Consider the following 18482-nt stretch of genomic DNA (forward strand, 5'->3'; position numbering starts at 1 on the left):
GTGGCAATCTCATGAAATAGTATAAAATCCTGAGATTGCTTCGTCAAAACTTACAGTTTTTCCTCGCAATGACGTAGAATTTTCAAACAATTTCTTTAAAGCTTAATTGCTTTTCTATGTTAAATAGTTTAATTTAGGAGAGAAAATAATTAATTAAATCTCTAATATATGAGCGATTTATTCAGCTTTAACAAAGAAAAGAAAAATAAGCTAGTCGATAATAACTATAGTGCAAAAGATATTGAAGTATTAGAGGGGCTTGAGCCTGTTCGTAAAAGACCGGGGATGTATATCGGGGGTACTGATTCAAATGCTATGCATCATTTAGTATCTGAGGTGCTGGATAATGCTATGGATGAAGCAGTCGCCGGCTTTGCAAGTATCATCACGATAAAAATGCATCATGATCATAGTATTACTATATTTGATAACGGTCGCGGTATCCCTATTGATCATCATCCTAAATTTCCTGACAAATCAGCTTTAGAGGTAATTTTAACTACTCTTCATTCAGGAGGTAAATTCTCAAATAATGTTTATCATACTGCAGGCGGATTGCATGGTGTTGGAATATCGGTAGTAAATGCTTTATCTAAACATTTAGAAATAAAGGTTTATAAACAAGGTAAATTATATAGCCAAAGTTATTCTAAAGGAGAAAAATTAACTGATTTAATATGTGAAGAAGCATCTAAAAGGCTAAGAGGTACATCAATAAATTTCACTCCCGATCCGGAAATTTTTAGTGAAAAATTATATTTTAATCCTAAAAAGATTTATGAGCTTGCAAGGTCAAAAGCTTATTTATATCGCGGTGTTGCTATAGAATGGACATGCGAAGTAGAAGTACCATCAGATATACCTAAAAAGGCATTAATAAGTTTCCCGAACGGTTTAAAAGATTATTTAAGTTCAAAAATAACTTTAGATAATTTAGTTATTCCGGGAATTTTTGCAGGTAATATAGAGTCTACGCCGGACAGGATAAAACTTGAATGGGCGATTTGTTGGCAAAATAACGATAGCTCGGCATTTATTCAATCATATTGTAATACTGTTCCGACTCCTCAAGGAGGAACACATGAGCAAGGACTTAAGTCGGCTATTTTACGTGGTCTTAAAGCATATGGTGAAATGATAGGGAATAAAAAAGCTGCTAATCTAACTATTGAGGATATTTTAGAAACCGCAAGTGTCGTACTTTCTATTTTTATAGCTGAGCCGTCTTTTCAAGGACAAACTAAGGAAAAATTAGTATCAAACGGTGTAAGTAAACCGGTCGAGAATATAATAAAAGATCATTTTGACCATTTTCTTAGTAGCGATAAAGCTTTAGCTACTAATTTACTTGAGCATGTAATTAGCATTGCTGAGTTTAGAATCAGTAAGAAAAACGAAAAAAATATTTCCCGTAAAAATGCCACTCAAAAATTACGTTTACCCGGTAAACTTGCCGATTGCACACGCACTTCACCTGAAGGGACGGAATTATTTATTGTAGAAGGTGATTCGGCCGGAGGCTCTGCAAAACAAGCACGTAATAGAGAAACGCAAGCAGTATTACCGCTATGGGGTAAAGTTCTAAATGTTGCGAGTTCTACGCTTGAGAAAATTGTTAATAATCAAGCAATACAAGATTTAGAAATAGCTCTTGCCTGCGGTAGTTTAAAGAATTATAAAAAAGAAAATCTGCGTTACGAAAAAATAATTATTATGACTGATGCAGATGTTGATGGTGCTCATATAGCTTCGTTATTAATGACTTTCTTTTTTTTACGAATGCCGAAATTGGTAGAAGAGGGGCATTTATATCTAGCTAAGCCTCCGCTTTATCGTTTAACGCAGTCTAATAAAACTTATTATGCAGGCGATGAAGAGGAAAAAGCTAAGTTAACGGATAAATTATTAAAAGCTAGTAAAGCTAAAATTGAAGTAGGTAGGTTTAAAGGTCTCGGTGAAATGATGCCTGCACAATTAAAGGAAACTACTATGCATCCGGAGAAAAGATCGCTTTTAAAGGTAACTTTAGAAGATTTTCAAAATGTCGATAAAATAGTAGATGATTTAATGGGTAAAAAGCCGGAAAAAAGATTTCAATTTATTTATGAACAGGCTTTAGTTAAAATGGATAAAATTATTAGTGAGCTGGATATTTAATCGTTATTGCGAGGAGCCGTAGGCGACGCGGCAATCTTGTCAAATATCCTGAGATTGCTTAGTCAAATTACTTCGTAATTTTCCTCGCAATGACGTTTTGCTTAAAAAACACACATATTTGGAGTATTATGTTATTACGTTTAATTATAACACTATTTTTTATTATAAATTCTATTTGTGCATTTGCAGAAGGAGAAAAAGAAACTGAAAATAAAATATCAAATCAGGAAGCTTATAAGCAATTTCAAGACGTATTTGAACGTATCGAAAAGGATTATGTACAGGTACCCGATAGGCAAAAAATGATAGATGAAGCAATTAACGGTATGTTAAACTCACTTGATCCTCATTCAAGCTATTATACCGATGAGGATTTAGAAGATATTTTTACTTTTACAAAAGGTGAATTCGGCGGAATCGGTGTTGAAATAATGTATGATAGCGGAGCAATTAAGATAATATCGCCTATCGACGATTTATCGGCTTTCAAAGCAGGGCTTAAAGGCGGGGATTATATAGTAGGAGTGAATGACGAGTTAGTCTCTACGCTTGGTCCTAATAAAGCTATAAAAGAGATGCGTGGTACGCCTGGTACTAAGGTTAAATTGTTGATAATTAAGGAAGAAGAGGCAAAACCGCAAGAGCTAGAGCTTACTCGCGAAATAGTAAAAATCAAGCCGATAAAAGCACATTTAGAAAAAAATAATATTGCATATATACGTATAACTACTTTTAATGAGTCAACAATTTCTGAGCTGAAGGCAGCAGTAAAGAAGTTAAAAACTGAGAGTAAAGATGACCTTAAAGGTATAATTCTAGATTTACGTAATAATGCTGGAGGTATACTCGATCAAGCTATTGCCGTTAGTGATTATTTTATTGATTCCGGTGTAATTGTAACAACAAAAGGTAGAACTACATCAAGTAATAGCGAAACTAAAGCAAATGAGTTTTCGTTAAAAGCTCCCAAAGTACCTATGATAGTTTTAATAAACGGTAATTCTGCCTCTGCCTCGGAAATAGTTGCCGGAGCTTTGCAAGATCATAAAAGAGCAATAATACTTGGAACTAAGTCTTTCGGTAAAGGATCAGTTCAGGCTTTAACGCAAATCAATTCTAGGGCTGCCGTAAAACTGACTATATCTAAATATTACACCCCAAGCGGTCGTTCTATTCAAGCAGAAGGAATAGAGCCTGATATTTTAATTGAGCCGGCGAAAGTTGAGTATCCAGAAGTGAAAAAAATAGATAAGCGTTTTTCTGAGAGTTCTTTAAAAAATTATTTGAAGAATGATAATGAAAAAAACAAAGATAGCAAAAAAGAAACAAAAGCCAAAAATAATAAACAAGAAGAGAATGAATTATCGGAATTATACAAAAAAGATTATCAATTTGCTCGTGCTTATGATGTAATTACAGGGTTGATTATTAATAAGAAGCTGGAAACAAAAGAGAAAGTTAAACAAGAAGATAAGTAGGGAGGATAATATCATTCTCGGTTTTGCTGCATGGATAGATTCTTCTTCATAAGCTACGGAAAAACTGTAAGTTTTGTACGTACGCAATCTCAGGAATCCTGGTTTATGAGATTGCCACGCTCCTTTTAGTCACTCGCAATGACGATTTGGTATGCAAGCAAGCCTTCCGCAGGGATGACATCAGTTGAGCTAAAAATAACTACTAGGTCTTATAATGAACCATAATAAGTATATAGTAAGATTGTCATTCATTATATTGTTTCTTAATATTGTCATAAATATGATGTTTTATCGTTATTTTATGATAAAAGAAATGATAGTAAAACAAGTGGCTTTGGAACATACTAAAATTGTAGAACTTTACACTGATAATATTTGGAATACTCATCAGAACGTAATCAGTAAATTACATAAATTCGGTTATTTAAAACTATTACAAGATCAAGATTTTATTAATTTTGCAAAGATTACCGCTCAATGGTTCACCAGTCTTAATATTAATATTTCTCTCTACGATCTCAAAGGTAATAAATTCATCACTAGTAATATGTTACATATGTATAGTGTAGACAATTATAAAGATGATAGTTTGGTTGAGATAGTTACCGCAAAAATCGATAAATTTTTTTTTAAATCCTTTACTTCAAAAGCTCCGCTTCGAGATGCTTTTGAAGGTATTACAAGTCATATATTATTACCAAGGGTAGTAATAGAAAATGAAAGTGATTTAACAGTGGAAGAGGCTTCTTTTGTTACTAGCTATATCCCTGTTATAGATAATAATTTAGATTTTCCCGTAGCTGCAGTATTTGAGATTAACACTAATATTACCAGCCAGTGGCAAAATATAACCTCTCTTGAGCAAAAGGTTTTTATAACTTTTATCATTATTTTTATAATATTCTGCACTATAATTATTAGTAATACTAACTATGCTAGACAAATTATTGAGGAGCAGCTTGAAACAAATAGAAATTTAAAAGCTCGAATAGTAAAAGTAGAAAAAACCAGCTCTTCAAATACAAAGTTTTTTGCTAATATTAGTCATGAATTGCGTACACCGCTTAATGCTATAATAGGCTTTTCGGAAATTCTTATGTCGGAAAGAGATGCAGAAAAAAGTAAAAATTATATTAAAGATATAAATGATGCCGGTAAGCATTTGCTTAGTATGATTAATGATATTTTAGATCTTTCTAAAGCTTCTGCCGATAAATTAAAAGTAGATAGTATAGATCTTGATTTAAATAAATTAATTAGTTCTTCGCTGATACTTGTTAAGCCTCGTGCCGATCAAGCCGAAGTGGCTTTAATTAGTAGATTACCGAAAGAGCATGTGGTTATAAAGGCTGATCCAAAAAGGCTAAAACAAGTATTCTTAAATCTTTTATCAAATGCCGTGAAATTTACAAATTCCGGAGGAAGTGTTACTATTACACTTGAAAAAGATGAGTTAGCAAAATTAGTATATATAAAAGTTATAGATACCGGTATCGGTATTGAGGAAAAAGATATCCCAAAAACTTTATCGGTGTTCGGTCAAATTGATAGTGAGCTTAGTAGAAAATATGAAGGCACTGGTCTTGGGTTGCCGCTTACTAAAAAGCTGGTTGAACTTATGAACGGTAAATTTGATTTGCAAAGTAAGATAAATGAAGGTACCACCATAACAATAACTTTTACATATGACGGTAGTATTGAAATATAAAAAATTGTGTGGAATATTAAAAAATTTTCGGTATTATAAAAAAATTATAAATTTTTAAAAAATATATGAAACTAATTGTCTTATTATTTACTTTTTTATTTTCTATGTTTTCTTTCGGAGAAAGCGAAACTATTAAAGGAAAGCCTTTAAAATATGCAGCAAATAATGATTTTGACAATAGACTAGATGAACAGGAACAAGAAATCAGAAGGCTAATTGGTAAAGTTGAGGTTTTACAGCATAAAATTGATATGCTAACGCAGAACTCAAATATTGCAAATCAAGAAGAAAATACTGAAGTTTTAGAAGCCGGTGATTCAAAAAAACAAGATGTTTTTGATATAGCTTTGCTTAAAGATATGCCGGATAATGCTCCTAAAAAACCTATTGCGGTTAATAAGGATATAGCTCCTGATAAGCAAGCTTATGATTTGTCTCTTGCTGCTTATAAAGATAATAAACTGACTGAAGCAAAAGATAAGTTTAAAAATTTTATCCAAAAATATCCTAACAGTTCGCTAATTAGTAATGCTTATTTCTGGTATGGGGAATGCTTTTTTAAACAAAAAGACTATAACGGGGCAGCAGTTAACTATTTAAAAGGCTATAAAGAGTCACCGAAAGGGGCAAAATCTTCCGATGGGTTATTGAAGTTAGCGCTTTCCTTAGGCGAACTAAAAAAAACTCAGGAAGCATGTAATATGCTTGCTAAGCTTGATAACGAATTTCCAACTAATAGAACTGCCGCATCCAAGAAAATGGCAGAAGATGCTAAGATTAAATTTGGCTGTAAAAATAAATAAAAATAATAAAATATGACTGATATTTTAGATGAAGTACTGAGTGATCAAAATGAAGAAAAAAGGTTAATTTTTTTCAAAAAGCTTTTACCTATAATAATAATCATTTCTATAATAGCTATTACTATAATGGTTGTTATTAATAATAATAAAGATAAAAGAATTAAAAATAACCAAAAAAACGGAGATATTCTTGTTAAGACTGTTGGTTTGGAAACAACAAAAGATAATGAAGAATTAGTTTTTAATACTTTAGAGAATTTAGTTACTACTAGTAATACTAAAATTAAAGAAATAGCTGCATTAGCACAAGTAGCCATAAAGATTTCAGAAAAAAAATATTCAGAAGCGAAAGACCTGCTTAATAAAATTATTGAAAATAAAGAATATTCTGAAATTTCTACTTCTTATGCACGTATTTCATGGTGTGGTCTTGTTATTGATGATCAAAATCTAGATATTCAAGATAAAGAGAAATTGACCAAATATTTAAACTATTTTGATGACGAGAAAAAACCTTTTTGGGCTACAGCAACTATTATAAAAGCTATGTGGGATATTAAGAATAATATGAAACCGCAAGCAGAAAAAAATCTAAAAAATTTATTAATTTCAAATAATGTATCTGATCTAATAAAAGATCAGGCTAAAGCATTGCTTGTAAATTTAAATAAATAATAATTCGTATTTAAGGAAAAATATGACAAAAAAAATAGCACTTCTGTTATTACCGTTTATTTTAATTTCATGTAACGGGCTTGGACCAAAAAGGGTAAAAAATATTGTTGAGTTGACTCCTAAATTAGCAATTCAGACTCATGAGCCTATATATTTAGATTCTAATGCAAATATATATGCATTTAATGCAAATATGTTTAAGAATAAACAGTATAGTTTCGCTAGAAGCAAAACGATTACCGAGCCGGTTTTTATAGGCGATATGATTTATGCATTGGATATTAGATCGAATATTTCTGCATTTTCTATAGAGAAAAATAAGATTATTTGGTCTTATAATTTAAGTAGACATAAAAAAGATAATTATATAGGCGGCGGAATTTTACACCATAACGGAAAATTATACGTAACATACGGTTCAAGGTTGTTAGTAGTGCTAGATGCAAAATCAGGTTATGAAATAATTAGAAAAGAACTTCCGGATATTATTAGAATTAAGCCTATTGTGCTCAATGATAATACTGTCTTAGTGCAAACTATCAGTAATCAAACTATTGCTTTAAATGCGGAAACTTTAAAAACCGTATGGGAACATGAAAGTCTAGCGGAAGTTTTGTCGGCTAGTTATTTTATGACGCCGATCGTACAGTATGATAATGTAATAGTAACTTATAATTCCGGGCAAATACTTGCCTTAAATATAACAAACGGTGAAGTAAAATGGAATTTTGAGTTTGCAAATCTTAATGATCGTACAGCTATACCGAATTTTGACGAATCAAGTATTTTATGTACTCCCGTTCATGATAATATGAATCTGTATATAGCAACCGGTCTTGGTAAACTTATTAAGCTTAATGTAGCAACCGGCAGTGTGATTTGGCAGGTAAATGCCGAGGATATTCAATCAATGTCTTTAATCGGTAATAGCCTATTTGTAACAAATAATGCTAGACAAATAGCAGCATTTAATCCTGAAACAGGGAAAGTAAAGTTTGTAGCTGATTTAAATGATGGAACAGATCCTAAGAAACTAAAATCTGCTGCTTTTTTAGTACCTTTTGTTGGAGTTGATAATAACAATGAGCGAAGTTTAAATGTTATTTCCGTTAACGGTGTTTTATATAGTTTTGATGTTGATAATAATGGATTAAACATGATACCTCATATTGTCAAAATTATAAAAAATATTCGTTATTATGGGCTAAGAGCAAATAATAATTTATATTTTTCTACCGATAGAAAAATAATATTCGGAAGTAAATAAATTATATTTAGCTTGACAGATAGCGGGTATTAATGCTATTAAACATGTAGTTTGATTCTTTAATTTTAAATTCTAATTAAAAAGATACTATTGTGAAAACTTACTCGGCAAAGCCATCGGAAATTGAAAAGAAATGGTGGGTCATAGACGCAAAAAATATTGTGCTAGGACGACTCGCTAGCAGAGTTGCTAATATGCTACGCGGTAAGCATAAGCCTAGCTTTACACCTCATTTAGATTGTGGTGATAATATAATCATAATAAATGCGGAGCATGTAAAATTAACAGGTAAAAAAGCGAATCCCAAAGACGGAAAAATATATTACAGATATACAGGATTTCCAGGTGGGATAAAAGATACTACGGCAGGTAAAATCTTAAGTGGTAAATACCCTGAGAGAGTTATTAAAATGGCCGTAAAAAGAATGATTACAAGAAATGCTTTAGGTGCGAAGCAAATGAGTAATTTGTATGTTTATGCAAATGGTGATCATCCTCATATGGCACAGCAACCTACTGTTTATGATTTTGCAAGCCAAAATCCAAAAAATAAAAAGTAATAGAATATGCCCGAGTTAAAAATTAAAACAGAAAAAGTAGAAAAGCAGTTAACTAAAGAACCTTTAGTATTAAAAACTCCTAAAGAAAAAATAGATAATTCAGGCAAGTTTTATGCTACAGGTAAAAGAAAAAATGCTATAGCACGAGTATGGCTTAAAGTAGGAAAAGGAAAAATAGTTGTTAATAAAAAAACAATAGCCCAGTATTTTCCTTCTGAAACTTATGTGAAAACTATCTTACAGCCGTTTGTCTTAACAAAAACTATTGATCAGTATGATGTAATTTGTACTGTTAGAGGTGGAGGAATTTCAGGACAGAAAGGTGCTATTTTACATGGAATTTCTAAAGCTTTAGATAAATCTGCTCCGGATTTTCATGCTATTTTGCGTAAAGGCGGTCTTTTAACACGTGATTCTAGGGTAGTAGAGCGTAAGAAATACGGACAACGTAAAGCACGTAAGAAAACACAATTCTCTAAACGTTAAGATAAAATTTGAGAAGTTGCTAGTCAATTGTTGCATGGATCAATTTTTTTATTGTTATCCCGCGACTTGATCGTGGGCGTGGGATCCAACTTAAATTATTAGTATTTTAAGTTATTTTTTTGGGGGATACCGTGGTCAAGCCACGGTATGACACTAAGTACATTTTCCAAGCCATGCAACCGCTTTTATCTAGAATGACACTTCTTAACAAATTATATAAACACTTTTCTCCTGGCGGGGTAGCTCAGCTGGTTAGAGCGACGGAATCATAATCCGTGTGTCGGGGGTTCAAATCCCTCCCTCGCTACCATTCATTCGTCTTTTTGACAGTTCTATAGTAAACTCTGATTTGAACTGTGTGCTTCGTTGTTCATCCTCTCGTCTATTATATATATAGATATAGGCTCTACCTTCGTGCCTGTCACAAAATGGGGTTGAGTTTACTATAGTACTGTTAACAATCCCATAGTGTTTAATAAAATTTTGTATAAGATAAATATTAGACTTCTTGTATAACCTATTTTATAAAGAGGAATTTGAAGGAGGCACGGAACATAGAACCGGAGCGTAGCCAAATCTATGTAAGGATTCGAGTACCGGGTCGACATACAAATTACCTTTAGCAAGAGATTATGCAAGAAGTCTATTTTTATAAAATATCTCAAAATAACAAATCAATTAGAAATCTTTACAAAGCCTAGCATTTTATGAAATTGATTTTAACAAGTTTAATTTTTATATTTATGAGCTTTCTTCCAATATATGCTAAATCCTTACCTAAAGGGTTCGTGTATCTGCAAGATATCAATCCTACAATTATTCAAAATATGCATTATTATTCAGATGAAAATTTTGTTGGTAAAAAGGTAGATGGTTATAAAGTATCGGAAGTAACCATAGAAGCTGTTAAGGCTCTTAAAGCAGTACAAGCTGAGATACAAAAAAAGATGGTTATTCGCTGATTATATATGATGCATATAGACCACAAAAAGCTGTACAACATTTTTTAAGATGGAGCAAAGATAATATTGATCAAAAAATAAGGAAAGCTTTTACCCATATATATAATAGATACGTCTAAATGTTTTATATTAGGTTATATAGCTGAAAGCTCTAGTCATAGTAGGGGTAGTACTGTAGATTGATCAATAATAAAGCTTCAGAAGTAATAATAATCCTGAAGTCATTAAGAGAAAGCTGAAAGACGAGCGTGTTATAATCCTATTTAGGTGATAATACGGTAGACATGTATACTTCTTTTGACTTATTTGATGAAGCTTTACCTCATGACAGTTAATTGATAAACAATATTTAGCAAAACGTAATTATTTACGTTCTAAGATGCAAGAACATAATTTTAAAGCATGTAAAATTGAGTGGTGGCATTATACACTTGCAGATGAGCCTTATAAAGATCAATATTTTAACTTTGATATAGAAAAAAACTATGACAGTATTAAGTGAGAAAAGATGCGTACCATGTGAGGGTGGAGTTCCGCCACTTGAGAAAAAAGAAATTGATAAGTTATTAGTTCAATTACAAAGTGAGTGGAAATATAAATTTTCTAATTTTATAAAAGCTATGGAATTTGCAAATAAGATAACTGAAATTGCAGAGCAGGAAGCACATCATCCCGATTTAACTATATCTTGGGGAGCATGTAGTGTAGAAATATGGACTCATAAAATCGACGGTCTTACGGAAAACGACTTTATATTGGCTGCAAAGATAGAAAGTAAAATCTAATTATTTTCAGGTTGTAATAATTAATTACTTAAGTGAAAAGAATAATAGCAAAAATTACACAAGTATCAACAGCTAAACGATGGTTTCTTATTAAATTAATTGAATTATAACAATAATCTTAATTATATTTAATAATAAGACATGTTATAATAAACATAAAGTAACGTTATGCCAAATTATCATATTAAATTTTTACCAAATATAGTTAATTTAATCGGTTATTTTTGTATACTTATTTTATTACCAAATTTAATACCAGCTGATTCTAGTGAAAATAGTTATGACCAAAGCCTTGATAGAAATAAGGTATATTCTGTACATTTAAAACCTTTTTCTAATACCTCTACATATTTTTTAGATGAGCATCCTGATCATACCTTTGTACATATTGCTGATAAAAAATATATTTTATGTGGATTGGTTAGAAAGCTAAAATTTGCGTTTGAAGATATAAATTCATGATTTTTAATGCCGGAAGCTCAAATTGATACGGTTAATTGGGAAACTGAAACAACAACAAATCACTGTGTAAGTAATTTTATTATAAACTTATTTCATATTAGAGAAGTAAAAGATTTTATTGCTAATATAACTATAGCTAATCTAGCAAATGTATTTACTGCACATATAATTGGTGATAATAATTATAACCTAATAAAGAATGATAGTACATATTATATGATTGACTCTAGTTGCGATAAAGATATTAGTTTATTGTCTAGAGGAAATGAGTGTGTTGTATTTACTTTAGGCAATGTGATAAGGATACTTCATTATTTAGTGCTATAAATGAATGAATTGAAGGTGATAAAGAGGTAAATAGTGTTGCTACAAGTTACTATATCATATAAAATTTTTACTGAATTAATGATTCAAATTCTTTTACGACGGCTTGATAAAGTTTACGTTTAAACGGTATTATAATAGATAAGAGTTCATCAAGTGATGCCCAACGCCATTGGTCAAATTCCGGATTAGAGGTCTTTATATTAATATCTTCGTTATTTCCGGTAAACCTAATTAAAAACCAGCGTTGTTTTTGTCCACGAAAATTACCGTTCCACAGTTTAGGTATTAAAAAGCTTGGTACATCATAACTATACCAGCATTTGCTTTCGGCAATAATATATCCTTTATCGCTGCCTATTTCTTCTAACATCTCACGCATTGCTGCAATACTTGGTGTTTCGCCGGGAACTATCCCACCTTGCGGCATTTGCCATGCAGATATTTTTGTATCTATTCTTTTACCGACGAATATATGGTTATCGGCATTTAATATCATCATGCCGACCCCTGGTCTATATGGTAAATCAAGATGTTTTTTGGAAGAATTGCTCATTATTTTTTTACTTTAAAAAATCAATTATAATTTTACTACTTTATTTTTACCCGTTGTTTTAGCTTCATACATAGCTTTGTCAGCACGTTCAATGAAAGATTCTATTGATTCTTCTTTTTTATATTTCGTAACTCCGATTGAAATAGTGTTTTTTAAAGGTTCAATTTGATCTTCAATGTGAAAATCCATATATTCTATTTTAACTCTAACTCTCTCCGCAGTTTCAATTGCTTTAGAAATATCTATATCCGTTAAGAGTATAGTAAATTCTTCACCGCCGAATCTTGCTATTAAGTCTGTTACTCTGAGAGTATTCTTCAAAATACGGGATACAATTGTTAAAACCTTATCGCCTGCTTGATGACCGTAAGTATCGTTTACATGTTTAAAATTGTCGATATCGCACATAAGTAAATATAATTTAATACTTTCTTTATTAGCTTTCTCAATCATTTGTTTGAGATGTATATCGAAATAGCGACGATTAAATAAGCCGGTTAGACCGTCTTTAGCTGCTAAATTGACACTTTGTTCAAGATCATTACGTAAATTATCTTGATATTGCTTACGTTTTAATTGTGTTCTAATTCTAGCAAGCAATTCGCTTTCCTCTATAGGATAAATGAAATAATCATTAATACCGAGTTCAATACCTTTCACAACCAAAGGCATACCGTCTTCATCAATTTGTAAAATTATTACCACGCCGCTTATTTCTGCTTTACCTCTTAAAATAACACTGATCCTCAAAGGATCGTCATTTTCGAGCGTACTACTGATAATTACTAAATCGGGGGTATATTCATTTATAATATCTAATTCATCGGAATTACTTATTACCTTTACGTTTTGGGTAATCTTAAGTAACATTTGTTTTATATTTTTAGCTTGTACCACATCATCATTAATTAGTAATATTTTTTTATCTGCAAAAGTGTCATGCATTTCGATATTTGTTACGCCTAATAATGCATTAGTGCTATTACGAAGCTTTAACTCATCAATTAAGCTTTTCATTCTAGATAGCGATTTAAGTCTTACAAATAGAGCAGTATCGTTAATCGGCTTTGTTAAAAACTCATCAGCTCCTGCCTCAAGACCTTTAACTCGATCATCAATATCGGAAAGTGCAGTTACCATTACAACCGGTATATGAGTAGTTGTCGGATCAGTTTTTATCGTTTTACATACCTCAAATCCATCTATTTCCGGCATCATAACATCAAGTAGTATAATATCAATTTTTTCCTTTTTCAGAATTGCTAGTGCTTCTTTGCCGCTATTTGCAGTAAGCACCGTATAATACTCTTGTAAAAGTTTGGCTGTTAGTAACTTAATATTGGGTTCTATATCATCTACTACTAATATTGTGGTCATAAGATTAAATTCTTGTGTTTAAAGGAAATAATTTGTATATTTATACTTTAATTTTAAGTCTTAAATGTATGATATATGAAAATTTCAGCAAATTCAATTAGAACAGGTAACATATTAGTTTATAATAATGATTTATGGGTTGTAAGCAAAACACCGGAACATACTCAGCCCGGGAAAGGTGGAGCTTATGTACAAGTTGAGATGAAAAATTTAAAAACAGGGACAAAGCGTAACGAAAGATTTAGTTCTTCCGATTATTTAGAAAAAGCCGAGCTTGAACAAAAAGATTATCAATTTTTATATTTTGAAGGTGATGATTTGGTATTAATGGATACCAAACATTTTGATCAAATAAATATTCCCAAAGAAATGTTAGAAGAAAAATTATCTTTCTTAACTGAAAATATGATTGTTAAAGTCGAATTTTATAATGACAAGCCTTTAAATATTGAGCTTCTTCCAACTGTTATACTTGAAATTAGTGAAACTGATCCAGTAATAAAAGGAGCAACCGCTACCGCTTCTTATAAACCAGCAATTTTAGAAAACGGTATTAAAGTTAAGGTCCCGCAATATTTAGAAATAGGAGAAAAAATTGTTGTTAAAACTGATGATATGACATATGTCGAGCGAGCGAAGTAAGCTGTTTTATTGAACTATGGATGTCATCCCAGCGAAGGCATTGCCCGTGTGGATACCACCCCGTCATTGCGAGCAGCCGTAGGCTGCGTGGCAATCTCGTCAAATATCCTGAGATTGCTTCGTCAAAACTTACAGTTTTTCCTCGCAATGACGACTTTCAGCATTCACTCAGGCAATGCTTTTAGCTAGGAATGGTATCGATTTTTTAAAGCCATACGACATAATTGCTAAAACTAATATCTTAAATTAAAAATATCAAATGCAACCTATAACTAATTTATTAATTAATGCCCTGCGTAAAGCTGTTAAGTTTTTGCATAGAGATTTTTTAGAACTCGAAATGCTACAAAAAAATTCTGTAAGAAATGAAGAATTTTGTAAGCGATCTTATTTAAAATTAAAAACTTTATTATGTGAAGAATTACAAAAACATACACAATATTTATTTTTTCCGGAGGATAAATTCGATTTAAATAATAATTATGAGAGTGTTTTTTTAATTAATTCTATAGATAGTCCAAATAATTTCGCCAGAAGCATACCTTTTTTTGCGATATCCGTAACTTATTTAAAAAGGAATCAAGAAGTTTTAACTCCTACTTCTACAGTAATATATTTTCCTGCTCTTAATGAAATTTATTATGCTGAAAAAGGTAAGGGAGCTTGGATAGAAAAAAATAATTTAAACTCTAATTATCAAGGATTAAGACTTAGAGTTTCCGATAATGCCGATTTAAAAAACTGTTTAGCAATTATTGAAGATGTAAATCATAATGATTTGGAGGAGATAGAGGTAGATAATATTAGATCTTTTGGTTCTCCTTGCTACGGGACTACACTTGTAGCGTCAGGTAAAGCGGATTTAATATGTTTATCATTATTAAATTTTACATTATATTATGCATTTGAGCTTTTTATTAAGGAAGCAGGCGGGATAATTATAGATTCTAGCGATAAATTTCTATATTCAAATCGTTATATTGCTAAAAAACTTAAAAAATATTAGACAAGAAATTATTTTAGATTTGCATTTTTATTGTTATAATAATATTAATATAATTATTAATTCATAAAGTTATGGCACATTATAAAGAGTTTGAATTTGACTGCGATTTTGGTGGACAAAGAGCCAAGTTTAAGTTTTATATAGGTACGCCTCAAGAAGGGCATCATCCGCTACAATTTCAAGCAAAATGGTTATCTGACGAAAGAGGCGGTACTATTCCTGATGATGTTATGAAAGCAATATCACAGCTAAATGATCTTGCCAAAAAAAACGGTGTTCCACTCCCGGATTTATGCGTATATGCTCTTGGTTTTGCGCACGAAGCCCAAGCTACCCCTCAAGACGAAGATGCAGACGAGAGTGAGAACCAAGAGGATAAAGCAGAGCAGGCATAGTTAAAAATAATAAGGAGATTCATAGAGATTAAAATGAAACAATATAATGATTTATTTAAAATTATTCACCGCGAAGGATATATATTTATTGCTAGCTTTGCATTAGTAAGTTTTTTATTAGCATCATTTAATGAAAAACTTGGCTGTATTGGATGTATTGCTACTGCTTGGTGTATTTATTTTTTCCGTAATCCTGATCGCTTTGTGCCTATAAGTGATGATCTGGTAATAAGTCCTGCAGATGGAATAATTCAAGAAATTAAGGAAGCATTGCCGCCCCCGGAATTAGGTCTTGGTGATGTGGAAATGATTAGAGTTAGTATTTTTCTAAATCTTTTAAATGTCCATGTTAATAGAATCCCGGCAAACGGAAAAATTTTAGCACTTCATTATAATCCGGGAAAATTTTTTAATGCTTCACTCGATAAAGCTAGTATTTATAATGAGCGTCAATCAGTACTAATGGAAACTGCTCAAGGGCAGAAAATTGTTTTTGTTCAAATAGCCGGACTTATAGCAAGGCGTATAGTTTGTGATTTAGAAGAGGGTAATGAAGTTAAAACGGGCGAGCGATACGGTATAATTCGTTTTGGTAGCAGAGTAGATGTTTATCTACCGTTGAAAACAGCTTTATTAGTGAGTAAAGGGCAGACTGCTATAGGCGGTGAAACTATCATTGCTGATTTTGGACGTAAAAAGACAACAGAATTTAAGTTTGAGAGGAAGTAGCCTCATAACTTTAAAACCGTCATTGCGAGCAGCCGTAGGCATGGTTTGTTTATGTCATTCCCGCGTAGGCGGGAATCCTCTGTTTATTTTATCAAATATATAATTTTTGTACCAATATTAAGATTATTTTTTTCTGGATTCCTGCTTTCGCAGGAATGAGACATTGACAGCCATGCAACCACACTGTTTTTTCCTTGCAATGACGTTATAAATAAATACATTTTGAGTATAAAAATTGTTAAAAATTCGTAAATCTATAATAACTAAGCCTGTACCTCTAATAAAATTAATTCCCAACTCTATTACGTTGCTTGGTTTAGTAACCGGTATGAGTTCTATAAAATTTGCTTTGGATAGCAGATGGGAACTTGCGGTATATTGCATTATAGTAGCGGCAATTATTGACGGTATCGACGGTAGAATAGCAAGGATGCTAAATGCAGCTAGCCCATTTGGTGCAGAGCTTGATTCATTATGCGATTTTGCTAATTTCGGTATAGCTCCTGCCTATCTGATATATTTATGGTCTTTTCAACAATATGAGTATAAGGTATTTTCATCAGCGGTAATGTTATTATTTATAGTGTGTATGGCACTACGTTTAGCTCGCTTTAACGTTGGTATTTATCAACCGAAACAAGATAAAAAAACTGACTATTTTTTTACTGGTGTACCTGCCCCATGCGGTGCTTTACTTGCTTTAATGCCTGTAATGATAGATTTTGAAATCGGTACGTTATTAAATATCAATATCCGTACTCACACTATAACAATTAATATATATTTGGCTATTATAGCTTTTCTACTTGCTAGTAGGCTTCCTACAATCTCAACAAAAAATTTGAGTATTAAACCTGAATATTTATCGCTTGCAATGATTTTAGTTGCTATTGTTATTATAAATCTTATCATATATCCATGGTACTCACTGCCGTTAATTGCAGTTATATATATTCTTTCTATACCAATTTGTTATTTTTTTAAACATAGAGGGTATTGGTAAAGTTAATTATGCCGAGTGTATTACAACAAAGCTATCGACAAATATAAACATCATCCATTTACTAAATATGTAATTATTATAGCCTTAATCATATTTATTTGGGATATAGAATTTATGTTTGGGCAAATACACAATCCACGGATAATGCTTACATAGATGCAGATATTTCAAATGTTAGTGCTGAAGTTAGCGGTGTTTTAACAAAGTTATTTGTTACCGATAATACTAAAGTTAATAAAGGTGATCTGATAGGTGAAATTGACGATAGAGATTATAAGGCAAAACTTGCAGCACTTGAAGCATCTATTGAAGCTTGCATAAAAAATATAGAAATTATAGAGCAAAAAATCTCAATAGGGCAGATTAGCCTAGAGCAAGCAGCTGAAAAATTAAAGCTTAATAAAATAAGCTTTGATATTGTGGCAACAGATTTTATTAGAGTGCAGGAATTAAATAAGGCAAAATGTGCTAGCTCTAAAACGTTAGATGATTCTAAAAACGCATATCAAAAAGCCAAAACGGATTATAAACAAGCACAGTTAGATTTCGATATATCTAAGCAACATTTACAGCTTCTTGAGCTTGAAAAAGCAGCAGAACAGGAAAAACTTAAAGAGCTAACAGAAAATAAAAAAGTAACCTTAAGGAGCTTACAAAATACTAAACTTATTGCTATGGTACCCGGTATATTAGGTAATAGTAGTTTAGAAGTCGGAAATTACATAGTACCGGGTAGGGCGTTGTTTTCTATAGTTCAAGATAATACTATGTATATTCAGGCTAATTTTAAAGAAACACAAATTCAGAAATTTAAGTCCGGCATGAAAGTCAAAATTGAATTTGATGCTTTGCCTAAAAAGGTAATTTACGGGAAGATTCGTAATATTGCTCCTGCTACCGGCTCTAAATTTAGCTTAATCCCACCAGATCATGCTACCGGTAATTTTACTAAAAGCGTACAACGTGTACCTGTTTTAATAGATTTTGAATCCCCAAATGCTAATCTAGTTCCCGGCATGTCAGCAATCGTATCCATTAGAACGGATCAAAGCACGTAATTTTTGTTAAAAAATAGCAATAATTATTCTATTAAAAGTACATATTCTA

The 18482-nt window shown here is 31.7% G+C and carries 19 protein-coding genes, 1 tRNA gene and 2 pseudogenes; 20 read left to right on the top strand and 2 right to left on the bottom strand.

Annotation, left to right across the window (positions count from 1 at the left end):
• Window positions 1–168 precede the first annotated feature (168 nt).
• The 14 genes and pseudogenes from parE (at window position 169) to MCC_RS11380 (ending at window position 11670) form a co-directional block, all read left to right on the top strand.
• Window positions 169–2157 carry a DNA topoisomerase IV subunit B gene (gene parE, locus MCC_RS02140; protein WP_014408330.1) on the top strand — a complete coding sequence of 663 codons (1989 nt, stop codon included), beginning with the start codon at window positions 169–171 and terminating at the stop codon, window positions 2155–2157.
• 128 nt (window positions 2158–2285) lie between these two features.
• The gene (locus tag MCC_RS02145) at window positions 2286–3635 is read left to right on the top strand and encodes a S41 family peptidase (RefSeq protein ID WP_014408331.1); all 1350 of its coding nucleotides are present in this window, start codon (window positions 2286–2288) and stop codon (window positions 3633–3635) included.
• 214 nt (window positions 3636–3849) lie between these two features.
• Window positions 3850–5343 carry a sensor histidine kinase gene (locus MCC_RS02150; RefSeq protein WP_014408332.1) on the top strand — a complete coding sequence of 498 codons (1494 nt, stop codon included), beginning with the start codon at window positions 3850–3852 and terminating at the stop codon, window positions 5341–5343.
• Between the two features lie 65 nt (window positions 5344–5408).
• Window positions 5409–6146, top strand: coding sequence for a tol-pal system protein YbgF (ybgF, locus tag MCC_RS02155; RefSeq protein WP_014408333.1), 738 nt, complete (start codon window positions 5409–5411; stop codon window positions 6144–6146).
• Window positions 6147–6158: 12 nt separating this feature from the next.
• Window positions 6159–6821, top strand: coding sequence for a DUF2659 family protein (locus MCC_RS02160; protein ID WP_014408334.1), 663 nt, complete (start codon window positions 6159–6161; stop codon window positions 6819–6821).
• Window positions 6822–6843: 22 nt separating this feature from the next.
• Window positions 6844–8088 (top strand): outer membrane protein assembly factor BamB, encoded by a 1245-nt coding sequence (locus MCC_RS02165; RefSeq protein WP_014408335.1) that lies wholly within the window; start codon window positions 6844–6846, stop codon window positions 8086–8088.
• 92 nt (window positions 8089–8180) lie between these two features.
• Window positions 8181–8648: a 50S ribosomal protein L13 gene (rplM, locus tag MCC_RS02170; protein WP_014408336.1), complete on the top strand. Its 468-nt coding sequence runs from the start codon at window positions 8181–8183 to the stop codon at window positions 8646–8648.
• A gap of 6 nt (window positions 8649–8654) precedes the next feature.
• Window positions 8655–9134, top strand: coding sequence for a 30S ribosomal protein S9 (rpsI, locus tag MCC_RS02175; protein WP_014408337.1), 480 nt, complete (start codon window positions 8655–8657; stop codon window positions 9132–9134).
• Between the two features lie 233 nt (window positions 9135–9367).
• Window positions 9368–9444, top strand: a tRNA-Met gene (locus MCC_RS02180).
• Between the two features lie 433 nt (window positions 9445–9877).
• Complete coding sequence (locus MCC_RS11375; RefSeq protein WP_231288737.1) at window positions 9878–10096, top strand: M15 family metallopeptidase domain-containing protein; 219 nt, start codon at window positions 9878–9880, stop codon at window positions 10094–10096.
• Window positions 10097–10380: 284 nt separating this feature from the next.
• Window positions 10381–10526, top strand: a pseudogene (locus MCC_RS09370) (peptidase M15); the annotation flags it as partial.
• 55 nt (window positions 10527–10581) lie between these two features.
• Window positions 10582–10881, top strand: coding sequence for a 4a-hydroxytetrahydrobiopterin dehydratase (locus MCC_RS02195; protein WP_014408340.1), 300 nt, complete (start codon window positions 10582–10584; stop codon window positions 10879–10881).
• Window positions 10882–11049: 168 nt separating this feature from the next.
• Window positions 11050–11343, top strand: coding sequence for a hypothetical protein (locus MCC_RS02200; protein WP_014408341.1), 294 nt, complete (start codon window positions 11050–11052; stop codon window positions 11341–11343).
• Window positions 11344–11349: 6 nt separating this feature from the next.
• The gene (locus MCC_RS11380; RefSeq protein ID WP_014408342.1) at window positions 11350–11670 is read left to right on the top strand and encodes a hypothetical protein; all 321 of its coding nucleotides are present in this window, start codon (window positions 11350–11352) and stop codon (window positions 11668–11670) included.
• A 67-nt stretch (window positions 11671–11737) separates the two neighbouring features.
• Here MCC_RS11380 and MCC_RS02210 read toward each other — a convergent pair whose 3' ends face one another.
• Both MCC_RS02210 and MCC_RS02215 read right to left on the bottom strand, forming a co-directional pair.
• Entirely contained in the window at window positions 11738–12223 is a 486-nt protein-coding gene (locus MCC_RS02210; RefSeq protein ID WP_014366088.1) for an RNA pyrophosphohydrolase, read from the bottom strand.
• 24 nt (window positions 12224–12247) lie between these two features.
• Window positions 12248–13600 carry a PleD family two-component system response regulator gene (locus MCC_RS02215; protein WP_014408343.1) on the bottom strand — a complete coding sequence of 451 codons (1353 nt, stop codon included), beginning with the start codon at window positions 13598–13600 and terminating at the stop codon, window positions 12248–12250.
• 75 nt (window positions 13601–13675) lie between these two features.
• On the opposite strand from MCC_RS02215, the gene efp reads away from it, so the two are divergent.
• The 6 genes and pseudogenes from efp (at window position 13676) to MCC_RS02245 (ending at window position 18433) form a co-directional block, all read left to right on the top strand.
• Window positions 13676–14242 carry an elongation factor P gene (efp, locus tag MCC_RS02220; protein ID WP_014408344.1) on the top strand — a complete coding sequence of 189 codons (567 nt, stop codon included), beginning with the start codon at window positions 13676–13678 and terminating at the stop codon, window positions 14240–14242.
• A 259-nt stretch (window positions 14243–14501) separates the two neighbouring features.
• Window positions 14502–15248, top strand: coding sequence for an inositol monophosphatase family protein (locus MCC_RS02225; RefSeq protein ID WP_014408345.1), 747 nt, complete (start codon window positions 14502–14504; stop codon window positions 15246–15248).
• Between the two features lie 71 nt (window positions 15249–15319).
• Window positions 15320–15643, top strand: coding sequence for a DUF2610 domain-containing protein (locus MCC_RS02230; RefSeq protein ID WP_014408346.1), 324 nt, complete (start codon window positions 15320–15322; stop codon window positions 15641–15643).
• A gap of 33 nt (window positions 15644–15676) precedes the next feature.
• Window positions 15677–16372 carry a phosphatidylserine decarboxylase gene (locus tag MCC_RS02235; protein WP_014408347.1) on the top strand — a complete coding sequence of 232 codons (696 nt, stop codon included), beginning with the start codon at window positions 15677–15679 and terminating at the stop codon, window positions 16370–16372.
• A gap of 235 nt (window positions 16373–16607) precedes the next feature.
• Entirely contained in the window at window positions 16608–17375 is a 768-nt protein-coding gene (locus tag MCC_RS02240) for a CDP-alcohol phosphatidyltransferase family protein (protein WP_012152565.1), read from the top strand.
• Between the two features lie 8 nt (window positions 17376–17383).
• Window positions 17384–18433, top strand: a pseudogene (locus MCC_RS02245) (HlyD family secretion protein).
• Window positions 18434–18482 lie beyond the last annotated feature (49 nt).

The sequence above is a fragment of the Rickettsia rhipicephali str. 3-7-female6-CWPP genome, assembly GCF_000284075.1.
GTDB classification, from domain to species: domain Bacteria; phylum Pseudomonadota; class Alphaproteobacteria; order Rickettsiales; family Rickettsiaceae; genus Rickettsia; species Rickettsia rickettsii.